General features: G+C 48.8%; 26 protein-coding genes and 3 pseudogenes. 19 read left to right on the top strand and 10 right to left on the bottom strand.

Annotated features, from left to right (window positions below; translation table 11 throughout):
* Positions 1-16: 16 nt before the first annotated feature.
* The 4 genes from MCON_RS00125 (at position 17) to MCON_RS00140 (ending at position 4705) form a co-directional block, all read left to right on the top strand.
* On the top strand, positions 17-1204 hold the full coding sequence (locus MCON_RS00125; RefSeq protein WP_013718014.1) for a radical SAM protein: 1188 nt from the start codon (positions 17-19) through the stop codon (positions 1202-1204).
* Positions 1201-1833, top strand: coding sequence for a DUF4130 domain-containing protein (locus MCON_RS00130; protein WP_013718015.1), 633 nt, complete (start codon positions 1201-1203; stop codon positions 1831-1833). The genes MCON_RS00125 and MCON_RS00130 overlap by 4 nt, the downstream gene beginning before the upstream one ends.
* Before the next feature lie 254 nt (positions 1834-2087).
* The gene (locus MCON_RS00135; RefSeq protein ID WP_013718016.1) at positions 2088-2399 is read left to right on the top strand and encodes a hypothetical protein; all 312 of its coding nucleotides are present in this window, start codon (positions 2088-2090) and stop codon (positions 2397-2399) included.
* A 68-nt stretch (positions 2400-2467) separates the two neighbouring features.
* Entirely contained in the window at positions 2468-4705 is a 2238-nt protein-coding gene (locus MCON_RS00140) for a M6 family metalloprotease domain-containing protein (protein WP_013718017.1), read from the top strand.
* A gap of 100 nt (positions 4706-4805) precedes the next feature.
* Here MCON_RS00140 and MCON_RS00145 read toward each other — a convergent pair whose 3' ends face one another.
* Positions 4806-5258, bottom strand: coding sequence for an FKBP-type peptidyl-prolyl cis-trans isomerase (locus MCON_RS00145; RefSeq protein ID WP_013718018.1), 453 nt, complete (start codon positions 5256-5258; stop codon positions 4806-4808).
* A gap of 143 nt (positions 5259-5401) precedes the next feature.
* On the opposite strand from MCON_RS00145, the gene htpX reads away from it, so the two are divergent.
* Complete coding sequence (gene htpX / locus MCON_RS00150) at positions 5402-6283, top strand: zinc metalloprotease HtpX (RefSeq protein ID WP_013718019.1); 882 nt, start codon at positions 5402-5404, stop codon at positions 6281-6283.
* A gap of 2 nt (positions 6284-6285) precedes the next feature.
* On the top strand, positions 6286-6849 hold the full coding sequence (gene pspAB, locus MCON_RS00155) for a PspA-associated protein PspAB (RefSeq protein WP_013718020.1): 564 nt from the start codon (positions 6286-6288) through the stop codon (positions 6847-6849).
* 50 nt (positions 6850-6899) lie between these two features.
* On the opposite strand, the gene MCON_RS00160 is transcribed toward pspAB, so the two are convergent.
* The 3 genes from MCON_RS00160 to rd form a co-directional block, all read right to left on the bottom strand.
* Positions 6900-7733, bottom strand: coding sequence for a sulfite exporter TauE/SafE family protein (locus MCON_RS00160; protein WP_232844306.1), 834 nt, complete (start codon positions 7731-7733; stop codon positions 6900-6902).
* Between the two features lie 77 nt (positions 7734-7810).
* Complete coding sequence (locus tag MCON_RS00165; RefSeq protein ID WP_013718022.1) at positions 7811-9010, bottom strand: FprA family A-type flavoprotein; 1200 nt, start codon at positions 9008-9010, stop codon at positions 7811-7813.
* A 22-nt stretch (positions 9011-9032) separates the two neighbouring features.
* Positions 9033-9197 carry a rubredoxin gene (gene rd / locus MCON_RS17020; RefSeq protein ID WP_157863859.1) on the bottom strand — a complete coding sequence of 55 codons (165 nt, stop codon included), beginning with the start codon at positions 9195-9197 and terminating at the stop codon, positions 9033-9035.
* Positions 9198-9448: 251 nt separating this feature from the next.
* Here rd and MCON_RS17220 point away from each other — a divergent pair, with 251 nt between their 5' ends.
* Positions 9449-9565 (top strand): C2H2-type zinc finger protein, encoded by a 117-nt coding sequence (locus MCON_RS17220; protein ID WP_455429672.1) that lies wholly within the window; start codon positions 9449-9451, stop codon positions 9563-9565.
* A 235-nt stretch (positions 9566-9800) separates the two neighbouring features.
* Positions 9801-10241, top strand: a complete 441-nt coding sequence (locus MCON_RS00175) for a hypothetical protein (protein ID WP_013718024.1) — start codon at positions 9801-9803, stop codon at positions 10239-10241.
* Between the two features lie 255 nt (positions 10242-10496).
* Here MCON_RS00175 and MCON_RS14970 read toward each other — a convergent pair whose 3' ends face one another.
* Complete coding sequence (locus tag MCON_RS14970) at positions 10497-13031, bottom strand: ATP-binding protein (protein ID WP_013718025.1); 2535 nt, start codon at positions 13029-13031, stop codon at positions 10497-10499.
* 188 nt (positions 13032-13219) lie between these two features.
* Positions 13220-14143: pseudogene (locus MCON_RS00185) on the bottom strand (IS1634 family transposase); the annotation flags it as partial.
* Between the two features lie 117 nt (positions 14144-14260).
* Between MCON_RS00185 and MCON_RS00190 the strand changes: the two are divergent.
* Positions 14261-15574: an IS4 family transposase gene (locus MCON_RS00190; protein WP_083804753.1), complete on the top strand. Its 1314-nt coding sequence runs from the start codon at positions 14261-14263 to the stop codon at positions 15572-15574.
* Here MCON_RS00190 and MCON_RS00195 read toward each other — a convergent pair.
* Positions 15573-16301 (bottom strand): annotated as a pseudogene (locus tag MCON_RS00195) (IS1634 family transposase); the annotation flags it as partial. The gene MCON_RS00190 and the pseudogene MCON_RS00195 overlap by 2 nt on opposite strands.
* A gap of 267 nt (positions 16302-16568) precedes the next feature.
* On the opposite strand from MCON_RS00195, the gene MCON_RS15840 reads away from it, so the two are divergent.
* The 6 genes from MCON_RS15840 (at position 16569) to MCON_RS00215 (ending at position 20851) form a co-directional block, all read left to right on the top strand.
* On the top strand, positions 16569-16712 hold the full coding sequence (locus tag MCON_RS15840; protein ID WP_013718029.1) for a hypothetical protein: 144 nt from the start codon (positions 16569-16571) through the stop codon (positions 16710-16712).
* On the top strand, positions 16696-16998 hold the full coding sequence (locus MCON_RS00200; protein WP_013718030.1) for a CoA-binding protein: 303 nt from the start codon (positions 16696-16698) through the stop codon (positions 16996-16998). The genes MCON_RS15840 and MCON_RS00200 overlap by 17 nt, the downstream gene beginning before the upstream one ends.
* Positions 16999-17783: 785 nt before the next feature.
* Complete coding sequence (locus MCON_RS15845; RefSeq protein WP_157863588.1) at positions 17784-17939, top strand: hypothetical protein; 156 nt, start codon at positions 17784-17786, stop codon at positions 17937-17939.
* 325 nt (positions 17940-18264) lie between these two features.
* Entirely contained in the window at positions 18265-18468 is a 204-nt protein-coding gene (locus tag MCON_RS00205; protein ID WP_013718035.1) for a hypothetical protein, read from the top strand.
* Between the two features lie 363 nt (positions 18469-18831).
* Positions 18832-19680, top strand: a complete 849-nt coding sequence (locus tag MCON_RS00210) for an aldo/keto reductase (RefSeq protein ID WP_048132690.1) — start codon at positions 18832-18834, stop codon at positions 19678-19680.
* 124 nt (positions 19681-19804) lie between these two features.
* Positions 19805-20851, top strand: coding sequence for a hypothetical protein (locus MCON_RS00215; protein ID WP_013718037.1), 1047 nt, complete (start codon positions 19805-19807; stop codon positions 20849-20851).
* A gap of 59 nt (positions 20852-20910) precedes the next feature.
* Here MCON_RS00215 and MCON_RS15850 read toward each other — a convergent pair whose 3' ends face one another.
* Positions 20911-21210 carry a hypothetical protein gene (locus tag MCON_RS15850; protein ID WP_157863589.1) on the bottom strand — a complete coding sequence of 100 codons (300 nt, stop codon included), beginning with the start codon at positions 21208-21210 and terminating at the stop codon, positions 20911-20913.
* A gap of 263 nt (positions 21211-21473) precedes the next feature.
* On the opposite strand from MCON_RS15850, the gene MCON_RS00220 reads away from it, so the two are divergent.
* Positions 21474-21677 carry a hypothetical protein gene (locus tag MCON_RS00220; protein ID WP_013718038.1) on the top strand — a complete coding sequence of 68 codons (204 nt, stop codon included), beginning with the start codon at positions 21474-21476 and terminating at the stop codon, positions 21675-21677.
* Positions 21677-22186 carry a PIN domain-containing protein gene (locus MCON_RS00225; RefSeq protein WP_048131557.1) on the top strand — a complete coding sequence of 170 codons (510 nt, stop codon included), beginning with the start codon at positions 21677-21679 and terminating at the stop codon, positions 22184-22186. Before MCON_RS00220 ends, MCON_RS00225 begins: the two co-directional genes overlap by 1 nt.
* Before the next feature lie 192 nt (positions 22187-22378).
* Here MCON_RS00225 and MCON_RS00230 read toward each other — a convergent pair.
* Positions 22379-23516: pseudogene (locus tag MCON_RS00230) on the bottom strand (IS256 family transposase).
* A gap of 205 nt (positions 23517-23721) precedes the next feature.
* Complete coding sequence (locus MCON_RS00235; protein ID WP_013718040.1) at positions 23722-24564, bottom strand: nitrogenase component 1; 843 nt, start codon at positions 24562-24564, stop codon at positions 23722-23724.
* A 644-nt stretch (positions 24565-25208) separates the two neighbouring features.
* Between MCON_RS00235 and MCON_RS00245 the strand changes: the two genes are divergently transcribed.
* Both MCON_RS00245 and MCON_RS00250 read left to right on the top strand, forming a co-directional pair.
* Entirely contained in the window at positions 25209-25415 is a 207-nt protein-coding gene (locus MCON_RS00245) for a hypothetical protein (RefSeq protein ID WP_048131561.1), read from the top strand.
* Positions 25372-26052 (top strand): alpha/beta fold hydrolase, encoded by a 681-nt coding sequence (locus MCON_RS00250; RefSeq protein ID WP_157863590.1) that lies wholly within the window; start codon positions 25372-25374, stop codon positions 26050-26052. The genes MCON_RS00245 and MCON_RS00250 overlap by 44 nt, the downstream gene beginning before the upstream one ends.
* Positions 26053-26144 lie beyond the last annotated feature (92 nt).

The raw sequence follows: 26144 nt of genomic DNA on the forward strand, positions 1-26144 counted from the left end.
GCCCAATTATATTTGAATGGTCACCCTGGAGAAGATAGCTCACCTGGCTGAAGATTGCGCTTTTGACTCCCTCGGGCCAGGCGTGAATATCAACCCGAAGAAACTCTCAACCCTGGGAGAGGGAACTCGGCATGACGTGTGCGCATCCACCTATTCTCCTCGCGAATCGCCCCTGCCCGGAATCTGTCATGCCTTCACCCAGGATGGCAGGTGTGTGAGCCTCTTCAAGACCCTCTACACCAACCACTGCAGCCATCAGTGCAACTACTGCATCAATGCCACCAATTGCAGCCGCAAGGTGCAAACCTTCTCCTATACTCCAGATGAGCTGGCCAGGATCACCCTCTCCTTATATCGCTCCAACTATATCGAAGGACTCTTTCTCAGCTCGGGCGCTGGCAGGGATGAGGATCTGATCATGGAGAGGATGCTGGAGACTCTGCAGAAGTTGCGCAAGCAATACGACTTTCCGGGATACATCCATCTCAAGATTCTGCCCGGCTCATCCAAGAACCATATTCAGCAGGCTATGGAGCTGGCAGACCGGGTGAGCATAAACCTGGAAGCTGCCAGTGCCTCGCAGCTGAATGAGATCTGTGCCACCAAGAGCTATGAGAATGATATTCTGCAAAGGCAGAGATACATTCGCGACCTGAGAACGGATGAGAATCTGCCCGCAGGCCAGACCACTCAATTGGTGGTGGGGGCTGCGGGAGAGAGCGATCAGGACATCTTTAAAAGAATTCTATATGAGTATAAAGATATTGGAGTAAAGCGAGCTTACTATAGCGCTTTTTCTCCCCAAAATGGAACAGCATTTGAGTCTCGAGAAGGCCAGCCCCTCTGGCGGGAGCACCGCCTCTATCAGATGGACTGGCTCTACCGGATCTACCGTTTCTCTCCGGCCGACATTCACATGGCATTTGATGAGAACGGCTTTCTATCCAACTCCGATCCCAAGCTGGCCATAGCCAGGGAGCTTTTGGATTCGCCGGTGGATCCTAACTCGGCCGCCTACCGGGAGCTTATCCGGGTGCCAGGCATCGGGCCACGGAGCGCGAAGAGAATAATCGCCCTGAGAATGAGGAAGAATATCGTCTCGAAAAGGGAGCTTGAGGCTCTGGGGGTCGTGATCAAGAGAGCAGCTCCCTTCTTGAAGATCAACGGCTGGAGGGATACCACCCTGGAGAAGTGGTCAGGATGAGGGTGCCGGATGACTATTGCCGCTACCTGGTCATGCATGCTAAATCGAGCGAAAGGCTGCTTGCCAGGACGGAGGGCTTAACCGCTCTGGATCTGGAGGTCTCGACCAGTCCTGAGGCTGTGAGCCTGAGAAGGATGGTCTATGCTGTGATGAGTGAGGTGCACAGGATGAAAGCATTTGTCAGGCTCAGGCCATTGGGGGACCGGGTCCTCTGGGGCTATATGAAACCCAGGCACAAGATCGGGGAGCACACGAGCGAGCACTTCGCCCGCCGGAATCCTGGCACGATAATAGTCCTGGGAAATGGCGCCGAGAGCTGGACGGCATTCTTCCGGCAGGACAGGATGATGCGAATTCACGGGGCGGGATTGAATGAGACTCTGGATAGATTGAAATCTGCCCTGAAGATATCGGAAGAAGAGAAAGGGGCGGATGCTGAGGGTGCCAGGGCAAATGCTCAGGATATAGATGATATCTGGCAGACCTATTATGACAGCCAGTACTGCCCGGAAAGAAAGAACCTGCAAGCATTTCGCCAGAGAATGCCAGCGCGGGATCAGGAGGCTGCCGGGCTGCAGTTGATGCAGAAGAAAAGGGAGATGACCCTGGAGGATTTCAGGCAGCAATAGTCGGTTCTCTAAATTGGAGAGGTTTGCTCTTCTCCATTAACTTGGGCTAATCGTTTGTTTAATGGACGAAAGTTTAATAGGTGCGAATGGCATAGTACTTATATCTTTAACTGGCAGAATATTCTGCTATTAAAAATCTAGAATCCAGAGGGCTTACTACGAGAGACGAAAGCAAGAAATATCGTCAATATTTTCGCAGGAGAATGGGATAATCTCCTCAATCTGAATGAGCCTAATGATGCGAGGCGATTTAGATGTCTGCATTAATCGGAGATATAAAAAAAATACCACAGGAAAAGGGACCAGAAGTTGAACTGGCCGTCTTTGGGGATGAGTATTATGCTCGCTATGAAAACAAAGGTGGTTATGCAGCGATCTACGATGAGCAGATGGGTCTGTTCACCTATGCCGAGGTTATCGATGGCAAATATATCTCCACAGGAGTTGCCATTACAAAAGAGCCTCCTGGAAATCTCAAGCCTCATCTGAGAGAGTCAGATGAGGTTATGAGGGAGAAAGCGCAAAGACGGTTTGAGAAAAGAGAACCACCGAGCTTGAGCGGATAGCTCTTGAAGCTGAAAATATGAGCGAAATTTTCTTTTTTTTAATCGATCAAATATGGAGATGAGAGCACATGAGTGCAATTAAAGGAAGGGTCGTCGAGGTTCCTCAAGAGAATGGGCCTGCTGTAAAGCTTTGGATGTCAGGAGATGAATTCTATGTCAGATACGAGAATCTTGAAGGTTATACGGTGGTCTATGATGGCAAGCTGGGCCTTTTCACCTACAGCGTTCTCGTCAATGGAGAACTGGTATCAAGTGGAGTGCCTATTTCAAATCCCGCCCCAGAAGGATTAAAAAAGCACGAGAGAGAGGATCCATCCGTTCGTCAGAGAAAATTCGAACTCAAATACGCCAGAATGCTGCCACCAATTACCCGAACCATGGACGAGCGGCCACGAACTATAGGCGAGCAGCATGGACTGCTGAGAGGCAGGCTCCTTCATGAAGGAAAGATAAAGGGTCTCACAATCCTGGTAGAGTTCCCCGATGAAAAGATCAATGTCTCTGCAGCCAATATATCAGAAATGCTCAATAAGACAGGATACAATGAGGGTGGAAACTTCTGCTCTGTCCGGGATTATTACCTTAAGATGTCCAATGGAAAGCTCGACTATACAAATGAAGTGGTAGGGCCGATTACACTGAAAAAAAACAAAATGTATTATCACTTCAACCTCTTTGTTGAGGAGGCCATGGATGCAGTCGTGGGCATGGGTATAGACCTATCCCGATTCGACTCCAAGGGAGTCGGCTTAATCGATGCTTTGAGCTTCCTTTATGCGGGAAACGCCGTTTACGATGGCGAGCTTCATCCTCATAACTCGTACATCGATCTGAAATTCGGCGATATCAAGACCTACTTGTACATGCTCTCCAATCTGGGAACGAGCAAAGACGATCTGGCAATAGGCACCATCTGCCATGAGACAGGACACCTGCTATGTCGCTTCCCGGATCTCTATGATTACGGGAGAAGGGATGAAGATCTTGTTGAGAGCGCAGGACTTGGTTTATATTGCCTGATGAGCGTTGGAGATCATCTGGACGATTGGAAGACGCCATCTCCTGTTTGTGCCTATTTTAGAAACCTGGCAGGATGGTGTGACAATGTGGTGGATCTCAATAAGCCAGGGAAGTATGAAGCCAAGCATGGCGATTATCGAACTGTGATGAAATACGCGACTGACAGGGCAAATGAGTACTTCCTGGTGGAAAACCGCTCTCAAATGGGTCTGGACAGGGCTCTTCCCTCCAGTGGACTGGCGATCTATCACTGCGATATTCTTGGGTCCAATGAGTGGCAGGAGGGTTCGCCATCCAAGCATTTTCAATGTGCTCTGCTTCAGAGAGATGGCAGTCTGCATCTTGAAAGGGGACTCAACTATGGTGATGGAACGGATCTATACAAGAAGGTCAATGGCGTTGCCTTATCGTATGATACCAATCCATCTTCAAAGATATGGGATCGCTCCGATTCAGGTTTTATAATTTCAGACATCAGTGAACCAGGAGAGGTAATATCCTTGGTTGTGGGGCCGGTGGTCTCTTCCGACACGGTCAAAGGGGAGGCAAATGTATCTATTGCCATACCTGACAATGATGTTCACGGAGTGAGCAGCTCATTGAATATCTCTGAAGAAGGAAGGGCGTCCAGGATCTATTTAAACCTCGATATATCTCATTCCTATATCAGCGACTTGAAGGTAGAGCTCATCTCGCCATCCGGTAAGAGAGCGATGATTCATAATCGCGAGGGAGGAGGTGAAGGCAATCTGATAAAGACATATGACTCCAATTCGCTGCCTTCTTTAGGGGATCTGGTAGGTTCGCCAATCAATGGCGAGTGGTCACTGACCGTAGCAGATGTAGCAGCCATTGACAAGGGCGTCCTCAATAGATGGTCAATTGAGATCGAGAAAGAAGCCTCTGAAATGGAAGTAAGCAAGGATATGGAGCCGAATGAGCTAATACCAGATAATGATCCGAGAGGGGCTAGCGTGGCGATGAATCTTGATAAGAAGGGAATCGTCCAGAGAGTTGTGACCATGGTGGATATAACTCATCCCTTCATTGGAGATTTGAGGGTGGAGATACTGTCTCCTTCTGGAAAGACTGCCATTATCCATGATAGAGGAGGCTTCGATCAGGATAACCTGGACAAGACCTATGACTCGCAGATAAATCCAGAATTGCAGGCTTTCGTAGGCCAACCAGCGGAAGGAAATTGGATACTCAGGGCTATGGATCTGTCAAGGCTGGATAAAGGCATTATAAATAAATGGAATATGAGAGTCACATATTCTGGATAGATACGCTTTTTTTCCGGGAAAAGGGGGCATAATCCTGCCCCTCCCATCCTGCCCCTCTCCCCAAAATCTATGGCTCTTCGCTGAATGGCCAAATCTTCTCTTACTGAGCAGACTTTTCCATGCTCTTCGTTATCTCTAATAGCATAATATCGAAATAAAGCGTCTGCTCGACGAGGGGATGATTTGCATCCAGGGTGACTGTGGTCTCTGTAACATCTGTTATCTGCGCAGGGACATAAGTACCCTCGGAGGTGCAGATCTCAAGGCTCATTCCCTCGACGGGAACGAGGTCTGAAGGGAAATCCTTTTTATCCATGGTTATAGCCCGATCTTCCTTGTAATTGCCATAGCCCTTTTCTGGAGGGATCTGGACCTTCTTTGACTCGCCCGGGCTCATGCCGACTACAGCCTCTTCAAAGCCAGGTATGAAAGAGCCTGATCCAATCTCAAACTCCAGCGGATCGCATCCTTCTGATGTATCGAATATAACCCCTGTCCCCAGCTTGCCGGTGTAGTGCACCTTTACGGTGTCGCCCATTTTCGCCTGTGCCATATGATCCACCTCTTTATCCTCAATCCTTTTTCTTATTACTTCCATATAACTTCATCCATGCATGATCCATGAGAAGATCCATATCTGAGAAGCGACAAATGCTGGCTGATGCAATCAAGGTATATCGAGGGTGAATTCAAGATATGATGAGATGGAAGGCAGATCGAGGGCTTGAAGCCAGAATGCTTCTGACCATGATCCTTCTGGCGGTCCTATACATGGCGTTTCTGGCAGTTCTGGTCTCCCAGGGCGTTGATAATATAATAATTATTTTATTCATTGGCGGGTTCATGCTCCTTCAATACTACTATTCAGATAAGATGATCCTGTCGACCATGGGCGCCAAGATGGTCTCGGAGAGTGAAGCTCCAGAGCTTCATCAAATCGTCTCCCGGCTCTGCGCCATCGCCGATTTGCCCATGCCCAAAATAGCAGTGGTAAACAGCTCAATGCCAAATGCCTTCGCTACCGGCAGGAACCAGAAGAATGCGGTGGTGGCGGTGACCACGGGCATTATGCAAAAGCTCGATCATAGCGAGCTGGAGGCGGTGCTGGCCCATGAATTGACTCATGTTAAGAACAGGGATATGATGGTGATGACCATAGCCACGTTCCTATCTTCCATGGCCCAGATCCTGGTCAGATCCATGCCATTCATGGGCGGAGGGGGCGGACGCGATCGCGACTCAGGAGGCAGCTTCATAGTGATATTCGTGGTCTCCCTGGCGGTTTGGGTCTTGAGCTTTATACTGATACAAGCCCTCTCCAGATACCGGGAGTTTGCTGCCGACCGTGGAGCTGCAATCATCACCGGGCAGCCCTCCAACCTGGTGAGTGCATTGATGAAGATAAGCGGCTTTCGGGTGCCCACCGAGGATCTGAGAAAGGTGGAGGGGCCCGTAAGCGCTCTGTTCATAGTGCCTGCCTTCAGCCGCTCTTCCATCATGAACCTCTTCTCGACTCACCCCACTCTGGAGGCCAGGATCGAGGCTCTGCAGAGGATTGAGCAGGGGCTGGAGAGCTGAAGATGGGATTTCTGGATTCCATTATGGGAAAGACGCGCCTGCCCGAGGCTAAGATCGACCGGCTATTTGCCATCTCCACCGCTGCGGTGACAATGGATGCCAACCTCGATCTTGTGCCGGATGGACAGGCTGGGTTATGCTTCAAGCCCATGGAGTCCTCTTACTATGAATCTGCCAGCAAGGAGATTGAAGACCTCCTCAAGCTGAGCTTCCAGGAGTCGGGCACATCGCACAGCCTCCAGAAGGATGAGTACGGCTATATCTGGGTGATCCTGACCGATCAGGATTTTGAGGATCTGGTGGCCAATATTCAAATGATCTGCCAGATATTGATGGAGCATGGATTCGGAACTCAGCTCTTGGCGGCAGTCTATCGCTTCAAGGGAGTGGCTGCTGTATACTGGATCTATAGCTTCAAGCTGGGATCATACTATCCCTTTGTGCCGAAATCCAACAAGCAGCGCGACACTGCAATGGAGTTCCGGTTGAGGTCACTGATGCAAAAGGAGCTGCCAATAGAGAAGGATATGGCCAAGTGGTACCCAATGTGGGGAATGCCGCTTTAGTACGGCACAAATGAAAATCCTCGTCGATCTTCCCATAGTAATTGGCGTCGCTAAAATCCCATCAAATCAAATAATCCCATCATCTTCAGGCCGATGAGGATCATCAGGGCGATGAAGATCCTCTTGAGCTTCTCCTCTGACATTTTATGGGTGACATTCACTCCCCAATGGGCAGTCAGCATGCTTGCTCCTGCTAAGAGAACGAACTGAAACAGATCGATATAGCCCACACAGTAGGCAGGAAGCCCAGCTACCCCCCATCCATTGATGGCATAGGCAATCGTCCCTCCCACAGCGTTAAAGGCAATGGCTACAGTTGATGTGCCAACCGCCTGATACATGGTAAAGCCCATGGCAATTACCATAGCAGGAACAAGGATCACGCCGCCCCCTATTCCTGCGAGCCCGGAGATAACTCCAACCACTACCCCCCATAGAATATAAGGCAAAAGGCTGCTCACCACCTCGGGCCTTCCTCGCCGTAGGTCCCGGGCATATATCATTCGCAGAGCTCCTCCAATGATAATAATCCCAAAGATCATCCTGAGAAGCTCCCCCGGAGCATGAGAGGCAATGGTTCCGCCTAGAAAGGCACCTACCAGGCCAGAGAGGCCCAATGTCACTCCTGGACGCCAGAGGACTACTCCTTGGCAGTTATGACCGTGGCATCCGCAGAGCGACGTGGGCAGTATGACCGCAAGGGAGGTGCCAAAAGCCACCCTGGTTGATAGAGTTGGATCCACTCCCATGGATGTCAGAGCCCAGATCTGCACCGGCACCATGATGAATCCACCTCCTACCCCCAGCATGCCGCAGGCAAATCCCACAACCATTCCCGTCAGCAGGAGGACGATAATATAGATGAGCATTGATTCTGCTATCATGGCCACCTGCAAGCGAATCTCTTGGCGGTCATCTCGCCCTGAGGGTCGATGAGATTGTATTCGTCATTTCTGAGCTTTCATTTGGTCGCGCTTTGGGCATGCATTAGTTCACGGTGCTTGGCTAAAATCTCATCCGCCAGCCGGTCCAGACGGCGAAAATCGGCCTCCTTGGGATATCCTTTGGCCACCACCGGATCGAAGAGCTGCAGCTTGAGATTGGGCATAGCCTGGGTGATCTGTTCCAGCATCTTCCCTCCCCAGCCATATGATCCGATTATGGATGCGTACCTGGTCTTCGGCCGGAGGGCATTGGCCAGGATGGCAGCATAAAGGGCCAGGGGATGAGCGCCAGAGAGCATCGTGGGCGTGCCAATTACAATGGTTGAAGCATCGACTAGGGCCTCGGCCAGCAAACCTATATCGCTGTTGGTGAGGTCGAATCGTTTGACCTCGATTCCCCTGGCGATCAGAGCATCTGCGATATAGTCGGTCATGGCTTTTGTCGAACCGTGCATGGAAACAAAGGGCAAAACCACCTGGTTTTTCACCTCGTCCGAGGCCCATTCTCCATAAGCATTTAGTATGAATTCTGGACGGGCATGGATGGGGCCGTGGCTGGGGGCAATGATGTCAATATCATAATTCGATATCCTTTCCAGGTGCTTTCTAATGTGCTGGCGGAAGGGCATCATGATCTCTGCATAATATCTCTTTGCCGCTCTATAGACCACTGCCTCATCTGCATATAGAGTGCTGGTGGCTAGATGCGATCCCAGAAAATCGCAGCTGAAGAGAATTCTGTCCGCGGCAAGATAGGACAATATGGTATCTGGCCAGTGAACCCAGGGCGCGGAGATTATCTGCAGGCTCTTGCCTCCCAGATCGATTACATCGCCGTCCTTCAGCTCCTGCGTTCTCTTTTTATCCACCAGGCCGAACTCAACCAGCAGCTCCAGGCATCTGGCCGAGCCGGCAACTGTGGAATCGGGATATAGCTCAACCAGCCGGCCAAGGCTCCCGGTGTGATCCTGTTCGGCATGCTGGACTATGATGTAGTCGATCTTCTTTATGCCCAGAGCATTCAGGTTTTCTATGAGCACATCGGCCATAGTAGAATCCACGGCATCGATGAGCGCGATCTTGTTCTTTCCCCGGACCAGATATGAGTTGTAGCTGGTTCCATCGGGCAGGGCGATAAGGGCATCAAAGAGCCTGCGGTCCCAGTCTATCGCCCCGATGGAAAATACTCCCGGCTTGATCTCTCTTACAAGGGTCATCTCTCATCCACCTGGTTGCTATTCATTTTAGCTCTTCGAAGTCGCTCTTTGATGCCCCACATTGGGGACAGGTCCAGCTGTCTGGCAATTCCTCAAAGGGAGTGTTGGGGGCGATGCCGGAGTCCGGATCTCCTATCTCAGGGTCATAGATGTAGCCGCAGAGAGTGCACTTATATTTTTTTGCCATGAAAACCACTATCCTCTTTCTGCTAATCCTCTTTTTAGCCGATTCAAGGTATCTGGATACCTTTGATGGTATCCGGAAGCCTGAATCTATTATCTGAATCTTACTAGTCTCTATTTGAGTATAAGCGTTTGCCCAGCAAAGCAGTTTCCTCATGGAGCTTTGATCTGCTTATGAATGGATAGCATAAGCTTGAGAATGGAAAAGCTGAAATAATAATGAATTAAATAGCCATCTTGATTCGAGGTGTTTTGATGGACAGCACCGGATCAAAGAGAGAAGGTAAGTTCAAATGCAAGATCTGTCGCATGATATTTGAGTCGAAGGAAGAGCTGAAGTTTCATCTATTGGAGGAGCATAACAGAGGGTGATCGTCTCATAGCTGAGGAATTGAGAATCCCCGGTTCCTGACTGAATTATCATATCATTTTTTTATTATTGTTGGGGCTGGCATGCTCTTTTTATCTTTTTTCAGCTGATCTTTAGGCTATCGCTGCTGGTCAGGATCATTATTAGAGGGGAGTAGGCTATAAATATCAAGCCGCATATCTTTATCTTAATCAGCAGCCGAATTATGTTCCTAAAAAATGCGAGGAGACGGTTCTAATGAGGTGGATTCTGATCTTGCTTATGGCGCTCTCTCTTTTGGCCTTTGCACAGGCAATGAGCGGCACTGATAAGGTTCAGAAGGTTGGCGGCGACTTTGGACGGGCGTGGCTGGAGAAAAATCTGGGGCCAAAGAGCAGTCCGCCTGCGGCTGGCAGTCAAAGCAATCTGAGCGAGGCGGACCCACTTAGCGAGGACTGGCTGGGCATAACCTCTCCTTTTAGTGCTGGCAATGAGACGAATGATAAACCCCAAAACGGCTCGAAACAGGATTCTCCATACTCTGTGAACAGGATTATGACCCCTGTTCACGAGATAGATGCCAGCTGGAACCAGAGTTCCGCTTTTGCAGGACTGCCCGAGCCTGACAAGAATGGGCTGATAAATGGCATTCCGGCAGAGATGTACTACTCAATAGGGCCGGCTTATTTCGACTTCTAATGCAAGGCGGATAATATGCTTGCACATGTGATTTTCCATAATGCCGAGCCTGATGGGAAGGATTGACGGCTTTCCAGTTGATCTGCAGCAATACTATGATCTGTTTGGCATCTGGAAAGAGGATGCTACATAGGCTGGCTCCGGCACTTTCCTCAGGTCAACGAGCGAGGCACCTGCCGAGAGTGAGAGCTTTTGGTCTACCCCATAGCTATGAGATCAATTATTTTTTTAAGGCACATCTGAAAAAAAGATGTTTCATCCTACTGGAATCCACAAGACGCTCATCTCTTCCACATCAACGTCTGCCTTTTCCAGGGGAATCTTGATCTCTTCGATCTGATCGGCCGCTACCTTCCATCGATCGGAGATCAGCGAAATCTCCTCTGCCAGCTTATCCTCGAGCTCCTCCAGCTCTCTCTCCTTTTCCTCTTTCTTCTCTTCTGCAGAGCGCAGACGCTCCTGAGTGCGAATCGTCATTGAGCGCCGGGATGCTGCCCCGCCCAGGCTCAGGGAGCGACGCCGGCCACCGAGAAGCCCTGATAGAAGATCGCCAGCACCGTGGAGCAGCTCTTCCTGTTGCCTCTGACGGGTATCTGTATTGAGCTCTCGAACCCTTCGATCAGCGTTGTTGAGCTGGGATTTTATTCGGTTGATGGAGGACTCATGCTTATCTTTGAGCTTCGCCATTTCAATATCTGCCTTATCCTCAGCTGCCTGGAAGCATCTTCTCTCAAAATCATTCCTCGACTCGCCCACCCTGGAGTACAAATCCAGGGCAGGATTGCGTAGGATGCTTATGCTGCGACTTCTTACTAGATGATCCTGCAAGGCGCTTTTCGCTTCTTTGAAGTAGGACGCTTTATCCAGATCTGCTTTAGCCAGCAGGTAAATTGCCCTGTCGGGCGGCCTGCTGGTCAGATCTCTATCATCATAATCGACGTTAATTGCCGACTTGGGATCGAAGCGTTTGCTAAGGGGGAAGAAAATCGCTTCCCATTCCTCGGTATGATCGACCGCTGCTTTATTGTCATCATATTTGAGATGGACACGGGCGATCAGGCCTGCTTGGAGCCGCTTTCCTCCGGGCATTGACCGCACCTGAGATGCCCAGGGGGCTGATGGATCCAGATAATAGACTGCAGTGGATGGATCCACTCGGGGAGCCACCTGGCTCTCATCCCTGGATATCTCTCCAGAGGCTGGAGGGAATCCACCAGAGCTTCTCCTGGTCATCTCCATTCCTCCTTCCTGCCGCAGCGTTTCCTGTGAGGCGGCAGCTGAGGCGATCTTGAAGCTCGTGCTAGCGGCGGTCCCATAGGCAGCCCCAGCGCCGGCGGAGGAAGAGGATATGGAAATGCTGCGCAGAGGGTGATCACGGGTCAACCTCTCGATCTGGTTTCTATCTAAAGGTCCTGCCAGGTAGGACATAGACCACCGGCTGGTGAAGATCACCGGCTCTTTGGCCTTGGCCGATTGAAGGACGAACTGTCGCTTGCCCAGGTTTGAGATCAGCCGGTCGAAGAGCTTCATGTCTGTCTGGCCGGAGACCGATTCGATTCCCTCCAGAATCCTGGCCTTATCCCTTTCCGTCTGCAGTCTGCCGATCATCCATGTCCCGGCATTGGACATCGCTTTGTAATCCAGATCAACCGGATTCTGAGTGGAGAGGACCATGCCCACCCCGTAAGCCCGACCCTGCTTGAGAATGGTCAGGATCTGCTTTTTCGATGGCGGCTCGGCGGTAGGTGGAGCGAAGCCAAACACCTCATCCATATAGACCAGCGCCCTGAGGTCCGGAGTTCCAGATTGTCTTCGCATCCAGGTTATCAGCCTGGAGAGGATTAAAGTGACCACGAACTGTCGCTCGGCTTCTGAGAGATGAGCTAGATAGATTATTGAGGCCTGTGGTTGGCCACGGGAGGAATACAGCATTCTCTCGATATCAAGGGGAGGTCCCGCCATCCAGGCGGCAAAAGAGGGGGATGCAATCAGGCCGTTGAGCCTTATTGCTAGACGGTCTCTCTCCTTCTGGGGATAGAAGCTATCGATCTCAAACACCCCCAATTTTCTCATGGGCGGATGCCGTACTTGAGAGATCAGAGATCCCAGGTCCAGATCCCGGCCCTCGCTCCAGGCCTTCTCGATGATGTTTGCCAGGAGAATGTGCTCCGGGCTGGAGATGGGGTCAGCATCGATCCTGGCGAGCACCAGGAAAGAGGAGACCAGGCCCTCGATCTCATCCCGCCCGATCTCCGCCTGCGAGGAGTCGGACCAGTCCAGCCTGGGGGCAACAAGCGATCCGACCACATTGATCGGGACCCCGGATACTGAACCTGGGGTGTAAATGGTACAACTCGCAGAATCGGCAAGCTTTTGCATTCGGTCTGGCCCTATTCCCCATTCTGCCAGACCAGACCTCCAGCTTTCTGATATCTGGACGGCGAGCTGATCGGTGCCGGTAGCTTGGCTTTTTGCTTCAGCCTCATTGATCCAGGGGAGAAAGTCTCGGGGAGAGAACGATGGGAAGTTCAGGAGCAGGTTGCCCATATCCCCTTTTGGATCCAGTATAAGGCAGGGAATTCCCGAGGAGAGAGCCTCCTCCAGCATGACTATTCCAAGGCCTGTCTTGCCCGAGCCCGTCATTCCTACGATGATGCCATGGGTGGTCAGGTTGCGGGCATCGTAAATGATGTCCCTCTGCATGCGTTGGCCGCTAACCGGGTCGATTACTCCTCCCAGGAACATCTCGCCCGGCTGGATCGCCTGGTTCCCCTGGTTCCCTGCAGTCATGATAAGGCTCTCCTGTATCCTCTCAAATGATCCCAGGTTTGCTGGATGGGATAATTCTCCCGATCGTCATCAAATCTAATGCACCTTCTCTTGCGAATGTAGATCAACCCCAATCAAGGCTTTCTGTGTCTTATCCTGAAGCCTGACATAAATGATGCTAGGATTATATGTTACCCACATTCCGCAGTTCACCCCATCACATAATACTTTTTGCACTCACTACCTAATAATTCCAGAATGGTTTTCTGGGGATCGCTTAGATGTATAACTGTTTTTATGATTGTTTCACCGTCCATAATAGCCGATGCTATAACGCCCATAAAAATCTCAAAGACCCAGCGCATTGTGGGTCGCTGTGTTGGTTTATTTAGCTGATTGGGCACAGTCTGGCCGGTTTTCTTGAGTTCTTGCCTGAGCTTCCATTCAGCAAATGAATATATTAGAAGACTTAACACCATAATCATGCAAAGTGCTTCTATTCTCTCCTCTTTTTTGAGATAGACCTCAGAGACATGGAAACTTTTGTCCTTCAAGAATCTGAATCCACGTTCCACCGCTTGCTGTCCTTTATAATAATTTAGCATAACCTCGGGATCAAGATCGACCTGATTACTGGCTAAAACGAATCGACCTAAGTTCTTGCGAGCTTCGATCAGAGCTTCTTCATTTAATTTAATTTCTCCCTGAATCATATAGCTCGCAGTTAAAAGCTCATCTTTTTTCGGTCTTCCTCGTTTCTTTTCTGCTTTTTCCATAACAGGCACAACCCGCACATTATCGAGGAGATGATGTGGATGTGAGGATTGCCATAATCTCAAATCATTATCAGCGTCCGGTATGCAGGCAAATTTCTTTCTCATTAGCTTTTTGAGATCTTTTCCTGCTTCTATAGTTTCTTTCTCTATTTTTCTCTCAAATGTCTTTTCATTCCTCTCGTTCATTTCTTTGGACCAAACAACAACTGCACGCTGAGGGACGCCGCCATAATTGATATCAGTAGCATAAAAAGCGTATCGTGGATCGCTGCCAGGAATCATATTTAAGTTGGAACTGAGGAGCTCTTGAGCTTCTGCCACCGTAGCAGGCATATGTGTAATCCATGCGTCTTCGGTTAGCAGATCATTCCTAGCACAATCGTTATAAATGCACATTAATTTATCTTCTGAAATAGTTCATCTAATAAGATTTATATGGAATATGTGATACTATATTCAATCCAAGGGATTAGCATGCGAAAAGGAGTATCACAAATTGAGAAAGATATAGTCGAGCAAGAACTAACCAGGATGTTTGAATCCAAGTGGATTCGAGATAAAGCAAGAGAGAGCGGATTGATCGAAAGAGAAAGAAAGATTGATCCAGTGATAATGTTTTGGACTCTCGCTATCGGCTATGGCTCACAGTTGTATCGAACTATAGTGGAGTTGAAACGCGTTTACGAAGTCAGAGGGAAAGTATCAATTTCAGACAGCAGTTGGCATGATCGTTTCACTCCAGAACTGGTAAAATTTCTCAGAGAATGTGTGATTCACGGCATAGAGCACATTTCTGAAGAACCCAGTAGGATTTTGGGTGACCGTCTAGCTAGCTTTCGGGATGTAATGATTCAAGATAGCACTATTATTCGGCTTCATAAAAGCCTTGCTGATAAGTGGCCAGCCACTCGTTCCCGAAAAGTGGCTGCAGGAGTAAAAGTGGCATTTTTAACAAGTGCCATAGCCAATAGTCCAAAAAGCATTTCGATACTGCCTGAGAATACCAACGATGTAAAGACCTTAAAAATAGGTCCCTGGGTAAAAGATATAATATTATTAATAGATCTAGGATTTTACAAATATCAACTGTTCAGCAGGATAGTTGAAAACGGCGGATCCTTTGTCTCTCGCCTCAAGAGCAATGCAAATCCCTTAATAGTAGGAACAAATCAGGTACGCAATACCCGTGGCGTTGATCTAAACGGGAAACATTTGAAAGATATTAAACTAGAAAAATCCGATGATATTTTTGATGTAAATGTGGAAGTATCATTTGACCGAAGATCCTATCGCGGCGAGAGCAAAAAAGATAATAAGATATTTAGATTAGTCGCCATTTATAATACCGAAGCAGAAGAACATCACTTTTATCTAACTAATATTTCATCAGATATATTAAATGCTTCAGAGGTTGCAGCGGTTTATTCTGGGAGATGGGAAGTCGAACTCATCTTCAAAGAATTGAAGAGCAGATATGCGCTAGATCAGATAACAACAAAGAGCCCATACGCGATTGAGGCCTTAATCTGGGTCTCAATTTTGACGCTTCTTGTCAGCAGAAAATTGTATTCGATAGTGCGAAAACTAAATCCCGGTGCCAAAATGGTTCGCTTTACTCAATTGAGATGGAGTAACATCTTTGTCCAAAATTCCTCGCATCTATTGTCTGCGATATTGGATTACCTTGGAATAGAGCATGATTTCTCTACAGTCTTAAATGTGTGTTCAAGTGAGGCACTTGATCCGCATGTCAATAGAGAACGATTCAGGGAGGGATTGTGGTCTTAACCGAAGACGCATGATGTGTAATCCATTTTGTTTCTGTACCCATTAGTTTAATATTTTCTTCAGTATACAGAGCGCTATCAGCGACCCAAAAATTATCATCATCTAAATCGATCGCTTGTTGCGTTTTTTGTATCATCTCCATTAAGCTTTTCTTATCAGATTTGTTCCCAGAGTAAGCTTCAGTGAAGAGAGGCAAGCCAAACTGATTTGTGACCATGCCGAGGACAAACCTCTTCAGATCCATTCTACCATCTTTGGCATGGCCAAAAGTAATTTTAATAGAATCGGTACTGTCTGGTGCATCATTCTCATATTTTCCATAAACTCCGAAGTTTGTTGTGTCTGCATGAAGCAGTTGAGTTCCAAAGGAAAATTGTTTCATGATGTGCAAAGAGATCTCATTGAAAAGCTCGGTAGCACCGTATTTGTAGATCGCATCGAGTGTCCTTCCAACGACATCATCATTGAGGTCAGTCGGACAAATTCCTTTGCCAAGTAGCTTTTCGGTAGGGATTGTCTTGAAAAAATTAGGAAAGAGGTAAAGTCGCTGACCAGTATAACCCAAGCCATTCAGGATCATAGCTTTAATAATTACTGAATGGGGAAGATTTCGCGAGCCTCTCTTTGGAAGAACCCGATCAATTACATCCGCGAGATTCAATGCATCGAATGAGCCTGCTACAATGCCAAGGTGGCCTATCAAGTAAGATTGGACATCCATCTCCATGCTGCTTCCCTTCTGGGAAGAAGCTGTAGCTGCTATTAAATAATCTTTCCTATTTTAATCACAGGCTATTTCTTGGATTATTTTATGCGAAGTGCGGAATGTGGGATGTTAGACTGAAAGCGAAATATTAAAATGTATCGCAATTGAATTGTTGAGTTGATCGCTCCAACCGATATTTGATGATCTATCAATATGACAATCTAGTGAGCTATCAGCAAAACTATCTATATACTATGAGCTCTAAACATATACCAGAGGTAGGGCGGCATGACTGAGCAAGAATCATTCTGGGAGAACGAGAGCTTTGTGGTGGTCACAGATAGGACAAAGCCGGCCATGAAGTGGACAATCGAGGAGCTGGAGAAGAAAAGGAAAGAGGATCTACATCGTCGATTTGTCAGACGATCCTGAAAAAGGAAGCGTATCACAATTTTCCGATCTATCCCCTGAAATAGATTGTGCAGTAATTGGTCTGACAAAAAAGGATCCTGCACATGCAGTTGAAGAGCTAAAGACAATCGGCATCAAGAATTTCTGGATACACTGGAGAACGGAGACTGATGGGACCAAGAAGATGAGTCAGGATGCGGTGGTGCATTACATAGCCGGCAGATGCCCCATGATGTACCTGGCCGATAAGGGATTCAATATGCATTCCATACATAGAGCAGTGGCGAAGATATTAGGCAAATATTAGGAAGTAATAGGCATACCATAAGGGGATACAGGTGAGAATATAAGGTAAAATTCATAGGTAATAACCAGGAGAAAACCCAGGAACGATATAATATAAATTAAATAAATAGATATATTCTAATAGGGCTTGATGGCAAAATATATATAACTTTAGCGAGGACCTCTAAAGCATGTCGTGGCTCTTAATTCGCAATTTTAGTCGAGAGCACGGACGCGATGCGTCCTTAGATGCATCCATGATTAAACCCGGCCTATAAGGCCCAATCCGATGGCTCGGATTGGGTATTGAATGCCGAATGTGCGCTATGTTGATTGTTCGAGCATAGATGTTATTCATTCTCTGAAAGCATCGATGAACGGGATCAATCTCTTGATTCAAAACAAAGACATTGCGCTGCAATATAGCATTCAGAATAGAAGTTTTGAGGCAATGCCAGATCAGATCCAATAAGACCGGATCTTTCAAGCTGAATCCATCAGCAAGGATTCATCATATCTGATCAGCATAAGCAGATTAATTAAGTGATAAGTATAAAAAACATAGAAAGAAATGGCCGGATGAAGCCCTTCTGGTCTGCAAACTCGAGAGACTCCATCAGGTTGATTGCTCTAAATAGCGCCTATGCATTAAAGCATTTTGGCGCTCCAAGGCAAACACCGCGGCCAACTCTTTCAAGGAGTTGGAAAATGAGAAGGAATATCCTGTATACGACAGAGGATTGCACGCAAAGTAAGCGTTTGGTGTGCCTCTTAAAAGAGGCTAATTTGAGTTTTGAAGAAGCAGACATGAGAAGCAAAGAATCACTGCTGCAGCTCAAATCCATGGGCATCTCTGCTCCTGATTCTCCCCTGCTGGTTATGGATGATAATCCATTGAGGTTCTTGAGCTCAAACGACATCAATTCAATGGCAGACAAGAATTTGCTGGCATTGGTCCGGTAAGAGGACGATTATTGAGATGGGGAATGTCAGGGAAAGATTGTGTTAGATGTTATAAATAATATAGTATATCTGGAGAATTATTGAGAATGGTGTTGCCGAGATGTCCTATGTGCGGTTCCATGTGGATAGCACATAATGAAAATAATCCAAAACCAGAATGCGAGACTTGCGGTCAGAAATTAAGGAAGAGAGAGAATGGAAAGGGTTACGAGGTTGCTTGAAATGAGATCAAATAAAATGAACGCCAATTCGGATATAGATGAGTTCGATAGATCAACCAGATATAGATATGCGCTTTCATACACAGAAAGGAGGATGTTCTGAAATGGAGCCAGATGGTTACTATTTCTTCTCAGAAAAGCAAAAAAAGATCAGAGAGATGGTTGACCCATCGCCCACATTCTTTGCCAGGATAGGAGGCAAGGTGGTGGAATGCACAGAGAGAAGCTCATCACCAAAACCCTCCGGCCCCTTCGACGACTACAAATCTTATGGCAGAGGCATCTATATCGGTGAAAAGCCAGAATGAAATGGAGGGACTCATCCACTCAGAGCCTGAGGCCAAGGGTTGATCTGATTCCGGATCCACCGATTCACCATGGTGGCCGATAAAGGCGAACTGAAATATATGCATAAGTAATTTTGGGGGTGGACTGGAACTGCCTGCAAAGCCCTCTTTTATTTTTTTCTTTCAAGATCAATCTCATGAATCCGCCAGCAGATTATTCGCTCAGATATCTGAGCAATCAGCGTCCAATGCCTACCTATCCAAGCTTCCCTAAAGAGCCATCACCCATTAATCCGATTGCCTGCCTCATTCATCTCAAACGACATGATTAATACCAACATCAAAGCATACCCAAACCAGGAAATATCGAAATGGTGGATCTCTATGGCGATTAGTACCAGGCTATTTGGAAGGACTGGCCCATCCGTCACCCGCGTGGGCCTGGGAGGAGAAGGAGTGCTCCGCACCTACGGCCGGGGAAGGGATGCGCTGCAGGTTATTGAGGAGGCCGCAACCAGGGGCATTAGCTACTTTGATTCTGCCAAGGCCTATGCCGGCAGCCAGGGATATTACGGCAGTTTCTATAGGAGCCATCAGGAGAACCGATCCACCATATTTCAGACCAGCAAGTCAGCCGCCCGCGAATATCATGAAGCCCGGGCCGATCTGTTTGAGACTCTGGAGGTTATGGGATTGAAGAGCCTGGACCTGTGGCAGATCCATGACCTCCGCACCAGAAGGGAGAAGGAGGAGATCGAATCCTCCAATGGCGCCCTAAAGGCCTTCATCGAGGCAAGGGATTCGGGCCTGACGAAGTATATCGGTGTTACCGGTCACCACGATCCAGAGGTAATCCTGGCGGCGATAGAGAGCTGGCCTTTGGATGCCGTCCTCCTTCCCGTCAATCCGGCAGAGGCGATAATCGGCGGATTCATGGACAGGGTCATTACTGCTGCCCTGGATAAAGGAATAGCCGTGATAGGAATGAAGGTATTGGGGGCACGAAACTACATCGCACCAAATCTGGGGATCACACCAGAGCTATTGATCCGGTTCGCCCTCTCTCGGGATATCACCACCGCCATTGTGGGATGCTCCAGCCCGGAAGAAGTGCAGCAACTGGCCAGGTTGGGCGAGGACGGCCGACCCCTGGACCCGTTGGAGGAAGCAAGGCTGATGGATCTCTTCCGCCCACATGCTAAGAGTCTCGCCTACTACCGGGGCAGAATATGAGCCGCTCTGTCTTAAACGATGGTCAACTGCTCAGCACTCAGCCCCTCAATACTTCTGAATGCATATCCCTATTCTCAATAGCTTTATGAATTTCAAGAAGGCAGAATGTAAACGAGGTAATACTATGAGAACGATGTCATTGAAATTGATATTATTGGCACTGATCGTTGCCCTGGCAACTCCCCTGGCCCAATCAGCCGAGGGTGAAACCGCTCCGGCTATAGGCCAGCTTTATCCGGTTGACTGGCTAGAGGGAGCATACGTTACTCCCATTGATCGGGCTTCTTTAATGGACCCGGGAATAGCTGGCATGGTTCGCTGGCTGGATTCTCCTGTTCCATCCTACCCTTGGTACAGCTCCGACCTGACCTTCTCCAGACATATGGCGCCATCATCTACATTCGCTCCATACAGGGAGTATTATTATGCCCAGGCCATTCCCATGGACGGCGAGATCGTGAGCAATCCCGTTAAGTTCAATGTTACACAATCTCCACCATCTTATCTCTATTATGGAAACGGCCAGGGACTGGCTTATGCTCAGTATCTGTCCATCACCGCTCCCCAGGCCAATGACCTCTGGATCCGGGGCAGGCAAAACTGGACTCAGTATCTGGTAAGCCCAGTAGGAACGACTCTTGATCTGGTCGGCCGCGTACCCCTGGGAGGAACAGGCGGATTTTTCGAGAGCATCACAAATGGAACGAACGCCCAGAGGTCCAGGATCTACCAGTTCCATCAAGGCTATAACAGCATGAAGTACCGGGCGGATGAGATGGGAAGACATATGCTCTATTTTGTGGTGGATAACCAGCCGAGCAACGTTATAATAATCGATGTATTCGCCCAGGCCCCATCGGCTCAGCCCCCAATCTATCCCACAGAAGCAGGGCAGTCAGAGCAGTCTGCACCATCACCATCAACATTGCAACCTTCTGCTGCACCTTCCTCTGGCGATACACCGGTATCGATCCTTTATCCCGGCAAATCCGCCTTCCAGGTCTACGTCGATGGAGCGCTCGTGGGCGTAGGACAGAATGGCGTATTCAACCTGAGCGTCCAGGGCGGCGTGAATCATGTGATAAGCATCTGGGACGGCTTCTGGATGTATGAGAACGATATACTCTTCCCGGCCGGTGTGCCCAAAGAGATCCATGTGGAGGGGGTTTAGGCCAGGACCGTTTTGCAGATATCGTCCAGGATAATTCACCTCGCCTGGTCGGGGTTAATTCAGGCCTGGCAGCCCATCGGCCGGGCTGAACCCTGGCCGGTGCCCCACGATTTACGATCAATTTCCGCTAGTGTGCGGGAATGATCGGGCTGCATCGCTGTCTGGCAGGCGGGCATTCTGGGGTGCTCTCGCATGGACGCTCGTGCCGGCGTGGGCTTGTCGCATGGAGGGCCGGGAGGCCGGTCGGGCGTGCGGTTGGGGGCTTGCCTATTTGATGGGCAGCTTTTCAAGGGGGGCTGGATTTTGGGAAGCAATGGCGGGTCAGCTTTTATTACTAGCTGAAAATTATAACCGAACAACTACCGATCACACCACAGAGCCACAGAGCGCACGGAGGACGCACAGAGATTCTTGGGCGAAGTTTCGGGGCTGTCGTCTCCAGATTTGCAATTATTGCGAATTGTAGGCTACTTGCACAGCAGCTCATCAGCTGTGCTGCATCCTCGCCGGAGTCCAAGGTCGCGCTCCCCAGTGCTTCGCTCGTGGCAGGGCCAACGGGTATCATGGCAGTTTACAGTGCGATGGATCAATTTAAATATGAATCAGATCATTTAGATTTCTGTTGGCTAATGCGCAAAAATGCATCTATTGGAAGGAGGAGTCGCTCATTCCCGAAGAGATACCAGAGCAGTACTACAGTTTAGATGATAACCAGATGCCTTACGGCGGAGCAACAGACATCCACGGCAAGATACTCTGGAAGGTCTCCAAAGAAGAGCATGACCAGATGATGTTTCGCATAAAGAAGGCATTTGGAAAAGAGTAATGGCTATGCGGCGAGCAGCCATTGATGCGGATATTTTCTTCTTTTCCATCAGCCATAAGAGCGAAAGCCTAACCAAGCGGGATATAAATCCGTACGATATTAAAAAATTTTTATTCCATCTTAGCAGTCATCCTGATATCTCGCTATGTGTTCCCATATCCGTCCTTGGAGAAGTAGTCATCATATGCGTTGAAGGTGAGTGGAAAGGCCGGGAGGACAAGCATAATCGTGAAGAGCTTCACGAGCTTATCGATATCTGGAGCGGCCTGAGAATTTCATTTCTTCACCCTAATGAAGCAGTTGCTACTACCTGCTACAATCTGTATAACCACAGCAAGTATAAAGATTCAAGAATCAAACCAGCTGATTTGGTGCATTTGGGATACGCTCTGGCTTACGACGTGGACTTTTTCATAACCACCGACAGAATTCTAAGGGGCTATAGCATCCCGAAAGAGTTCAAGACCAAAGTTCTGCATCCGCATGAAGCTCAGGCCATTTTAAAATAACGGAGCCGACGGCTTCTCATTCAGTTGGCTCGTCCTCTAGACATGGCCCTAATGGCGGAGTTGATGTTGCAGGCGTTCGTGCGTGCTCTCGCATGGGCGCGCGTGGCCGCGTGGGCTTGCCGCCTGGGGGCCGGTTGGGGGTAGTGTCCCGAAATTGCTGTAATTTAGCCGCCCTGTATCCTACTATCATTACTATACGTCCATCGTTAAATACTTTTTACCTGTGACCCACTCTTCATTTATATTTATCATGATGCATCCTGCCAATCTCATCAGGGATTGATCACTCGGGAATGCTCCTACAGGTCTGCTTCTGCGCTTTAATTCCTTATTGATGCGCTCAATGATGTTTGTGGTTCGTATCCTCTTCCAATGGGCCTTCGGATACGCCTTATAATTCCATAGATCGAATCTGAACCTGTCGATTGTCTCTGCAGCAGGATCGTAACCTCTATCTCTCAGCTCCTTCGCCAGTTCTTGCATCTTCATCTCGTCATCGGATGCCTCTTTTAGCTTATCGGCGATCTCCTGTTTGTCCTTGTTGGGAATGCTCTCCAGGACCGCTCTTGAATGGTGAAAACGGCAATGTTTCGACTTTGTCGAAACTCTCGCTGACTTCAGTCAGCGATATCTGCCAGGAGGCTCCCACAAAAGACGATTCCACTGCCTTTTGAATTCCCTTGTGTGCATCTGATATCACCAACTCGACGCCCTCTAATCCCCTATCCTTGAGGCTTCTGAATAGTGTCATCCAATAGCCACTGTCCTCTGATTCCGCTATGCTGGCGCCCAGGATCTCTCTGAGACCATCCTCGCGAATCCCCACTACAACCAGCAAAGCCCTGTTCTTGTATTGGGCACCGCATCTCACCTTGAAGTAGGTGGCGTCAACCAGCAGATAGCGAATCTTGACTTCAATTGGGCGCTTGAGGAACTCCTCCACTTTTTCGTCGAGAATCTTGCATAAACGAGAGACCTCAGACGCAGATAACCTGTTCAAACCGAAGTTTTTGACCAATTCCTCCATTTTTCGGGTTGAAACGCCCTGGATATATGATTCTGCAATCGTCATTAGCAGAGCTTGTTCTACACGACAGTATCTTTCAAATACGCTTGATTCAAATGGGAATTCTCTGAACTGAGGCTTATTAAGGGTCAATTCGCCAACGCGGGTCTTGAGGGTTCTCGATCTAGTGCCGTTTCTGTGGGCCTTTCTCTGAGGGCTGCGCTCGTAGGGAAGCGCACCGCTCTGCAGATATGCCTCAAACAGCATTACCGCGTTCAGGAACTCGGTTATGACCTGCTTCAGTCCGCTATTCGGATCTTTCACCTACGGGGAAAGAGTCCCGATCTCAATCGGGACATCGACAAGATAATTTATTACTGGCTCTAATGGTTGCATGGCCTTGTGTCCTCCTTGATTTCGAGACAACTCAAGTATGAATACAGGGCCTATTATAATTCTTGCAAATGATCAAAAATGCTGCTACTACCAAAGCAGCATCCAATACATCGCCAGGATTATTACTACTATTTTACATCATAATCGGGACACTACCGATCATCCTCTCGGATTCTTCAATTATGCCGGGATTTTCGAAGAACTCCGCGGCAGTTCTTAAGGCTGAAGATGTCTCTTCGATGCCCAGGAAGCTCACATTTCGGTAGGGTATGCCATACTCCTCTTCAAATCGCCTGGCTAGGGAGCCAATGGAGCTGCTACACTGTACCAGATTCAGATCTGCGCAATGAGCCCTCTGAATCTCTGCAACTCTTGAATCACCGGTTATTGCAGATATCACCTCAATACCCAGCTCTTCAAGGTAGGATCTGATAGGCCATAGATCTCCTGCAATGTTGTAATCTCCCAGGATGTTCACTGAATAGGGGCTTATGGGCTTGTAGCTCCTGCTGCCTATCAGCCTCAAGAGTGCATTGCATGCTGCTTCGTATCCCGTCTCCGCCTGGAAACCCATGCTACCCACCGGAATGACAGGTATCCTCAGATCCTTCGCCGCAGATTCACACACTTCACTGACATCGCAACCCATTGTCTCGGTCATGCAGGTGGAATAGACGAATATGGCCTGGGGCTTGCAGGCTGCAGCTAGCTCCCGCATGACTTGAGCAGATAATCCTAAATTATCGAAGAATATCTTATCTCGTTTACCATGAAGCATTGGTTGGCTGGAAATGCTTCCACGCGCGTTCCAGGCATATGTAGCGCATGTAGCGCATTCAAGTGGTCCTTGGACCACATGCATGGCATCTGCTATTGGATTCAAAACAGATATCGCTCTGGAGTAAGCACAGGCTCCATGAGCTGCATCTTCATCGAAGAGGCTCTTTTCGCACGCTAGAGACTTTAATTCATCCATTCCTTTCTGCTTTCATCTACAGCCCAAAATTATTTTCATTGAAAAGGGATCCACAATTCCCAACTCCAGCAATAGGCTAAAATGCATAGGTATTTGGAGTTATTTGAGAAGCATTAGGAAGAATATAGATGAGTTCGGAAAATGTCATAACCAACTACGTAAGCTACTCCGGCCTGAAGACCGGAGCTTTCAGCAGCCCTGATCTGGTCTGTTCCAAAAATCAGAGACCAGATCGGACCTCCAGGCCAGCCTACATGCAGCGACGATCTGCAGAGGTCCCAGTCTTGCTGGAACATTGGCCTCAGATCTGCCAAAGACGGCTTCAAATCGTGTTTCGACCGCACCCTTTCGGGCAAGAGTCTGGCAGAGCCATACAGGATCAGCATCAAGCGGTTTACCGCGAGGGTGCCTAAGATGCCCAAGTACAATACAGGAGATGGATTTGGCATGTTAAATATGTATGCAGAGCACAGCGAAAGTAATGGGTGGGGCACGCTCCTCCCCGGCCTAAAGACCGAGGCTTCCGCTGCCCCTACACCCCGGAGCGATCTGTGAATGCTTCCCGGCTGAAAGAGCTGGCTTGTATTTCTTCTGCGAACAGACTGCAGAAAAACTTTTAACTTTTTAGCGGTCATTATGCTCAGATGAATTCCGTTGATCGAGCCATGAAAGAGACTGGCGAACCGATTTCTGCAGGCAGAGTCCCTGTAGACGATATAGAGATGTATTTCGAGGTTCACGGCCAGGGCGAGCCCTTGCTCATGATCATGGGCCTGGGGGGGCCACTCGCTCGACTGGGGGTGGATAGTGCCCCAGAGATTGGCAGAAAGCTACAGGGTGATTCTCTTTGACAACCGCGGAGCAGGGCGCAGCGATCAGCCTCCTGGCCCCTTAACCATAGGGCAGATGGCAAAAGATGCCGCGGGCCTGCTGGATGCATTGGGAATTGATCATGCCCATGTATTCGGAGGAAGCATGGGGGGCATGATTGCTCTGCAAATGGCTTTGGATTACCCCAAGCAAGTCGACAAGCTGGTGCTCGGAGGCACAACCGCTGGTGGAAGCTCCAGGACCAATCCGCCGCCCGAGATCCAGAAGTATTTCTATCCGAGGACGGACCTTTCCGCCCATGACTACCTTTGGTGGACTGGAGCGGTATGCTATCCGCCGGAGTTCATTGAGGCCCATCCGGATATAGTGGAGAGGAAGATCCAGGCCAATCTCGCCTTTCCTGGAACCCTTGCTGCCTATGAGGCCCAGCTCAAGGCCTTCAATGAGTTCGATGTCGAAGGGCGCCTGGGCTTTATTCGCGCGCCTACGATGGTGATAATCGGCAAACGAGATGTGCTGATTCCGCCGCCCAATAGCTTCGAGATCGCCCGAAAAATTCCGGGCGCACAGATGCGGGAGATCGAAGGCGCAGGGCACATCTTCTGGATCAGCCATCCTGAGGAGACTGTATTGATAGTAAAGGAGTTCCTGGGATGAGGCGATGGTGGTGCATTGGCTGAGCCGAAGCGGAGTGCAATATACTTGGGATGTCTGGCGCTACTGCCATATCTTCCCATTGATCTACATAG

Origin of the sequence: Methanothrix soehngenii GP6, from assembly GCF_000204415.1 — an archaeon.
GTDB lineage: Archaea > Halobacteriota > Methanosarcinia > Methanotrichales > Methanotrichaceae > Methanothrix > Methanothrix soehngenii.

Coding starts and splice junctions, on each gene's coding strand:
- MCON_RS00125 (WP_013718014.1), top strand. CDS start 17: ATGGTCACCCTGGAGAAGATAGCTCACCTGGCTGAAGATTGCGCTTTT.
- MCON_RS00130 (WP_013718015.1), top strand. CDS start 1,201: ATGAGGGTGCCGGATGACTATTGCCGCTACCTGGTCATGCATGCTAAA.
- MCON_RS00135 (WP_013718016.1), top strand. CDS start 2,088: ATGTCTGCATTAATCGGAGATATAAAAAAAATACCACAGGAAAAGGGA.
- MCON_RS00140 (WP_013718017.1), top strand. CDS start 2,468: ATGAGTGCAATTAAAGGAAGGGTCGTCGAGGTTCCTCAAGAGAATGGG.
- MCON_RS00145 (WP_013718018.1), bottom strand. CDS start 5,258: ATGGCACAGGCGAAAATGGGCGACACCGTAAAGGTGCACTACACCGGC.
- htpX (WP_013718019.1), top strand. CDS start 5,402: ATGATGAGATGGAAGGCAGATCGAGGGCTTGAAGCCAGAATGCTTCTG.
- pspAB (WP_013718020.1), top strand. CDS start 6,286: ATGGGATTTCTGGATTCCATTATGGGAAAGACGCGCCTGCCCGAGGCT.
- MCON_RS00160 (WP_232844306.1), bottom strand. CDS start 7,733: ATGATAGCAGAATCAATGCTCATCTATATTATCGTCCTCCTGCTGACG.
- MCON_RS00165 (WP_013718022.1), bottom strand. CDS start 9,010: ATGACCCTTGTAAGAGAGATCAAGCCGGGAGTATTTTCCATCGGGGCG.
- rd (WP_157863859.1), bottom strand. CDS start 9,197: ATGGCAAAAAAATATAAGTGCACTCTCTGCGGCTACATCTATGACCCT.
- MCON_RS17220 (WP_455429672.1), top strand. CDS start 9,449: ATGGACAGCACCGGATCAAAGAGAGAAGGTAAGTTCAAATGCAAGATC.
- MCON_RS00175 (WP_013718024.1), top strand. CDS start 9,801: ATGAGGTGGATTCTGATCTTGCTTATGGCGCTCTCTCTTTTGGCCTTT.
- MCON_RS14970 (WP_013718025.1), bottom strand. CDS start 13,031: ATGACTGCAGGGAACCAGGGGAACCAGGCGATCCAGCCGGGCGAGATG.
- MCON_RS00190 (WP_083804753.1), top strand. CDS start 14,261: ATGCGAAAAGGAGTATCACAAATTGAGAAAGATATAGTCGAGCAAGAA.
- MCON_RS15840 (WP_013718029.1), top strand. CDS start 16,569: ATGACTGAGCAAGAATCATTCTGGGAGAACGAGAGCTTTGTGGTGGTC.
- MCON_RS15845 (WP_157863588.1), top strand. CDS start 17,784: ATGAGAAGCAAAGAATCACTGCTGCAGCTCAAATCCATGGGCATCTCT.
- MCON_RS00205 (WP_013718035.1), top strand. CDS start 18,265: ATGGAGCCAGATGGTTACTATTTCTTCTCAGAAAAGCAAAAAAAGATC.
- MCON_RS00210 (WP_048132690.1), top strand. CDS start 18,832: ATGGCGATTAGTACCAGGCTATTTGGAAGGACTGGCCCATCCGTCACC.
- MCON_RS00215 (WP_013718037.1), top strand. CDS start 19,805: ATGAGAACGATGTCATTGAAATTGATATTATTGGCACTGATCGTTGCC.
- MCON_RS00225 (WP_048131557.1), top strand. CDS start 21,677: ATGGCTATGCGGCGAGCAGCCATTGATGCGGATATTTTCTTCTTTTCC.
- MCON_RS00235 (WP_013718040.1), bottom strand. CDS start 24,564: ATGGATGAATTAAAGTCTCTAGCGTGCGAAAAGAGCCTCTTCGATGAA.
- MCON_RS00245 (WP_048131561.1), top strand. CDS start 25,209: ATGAATTCCGTTGATCGAGCCATGAAAGAGACTGGCGAACCGATTTCT.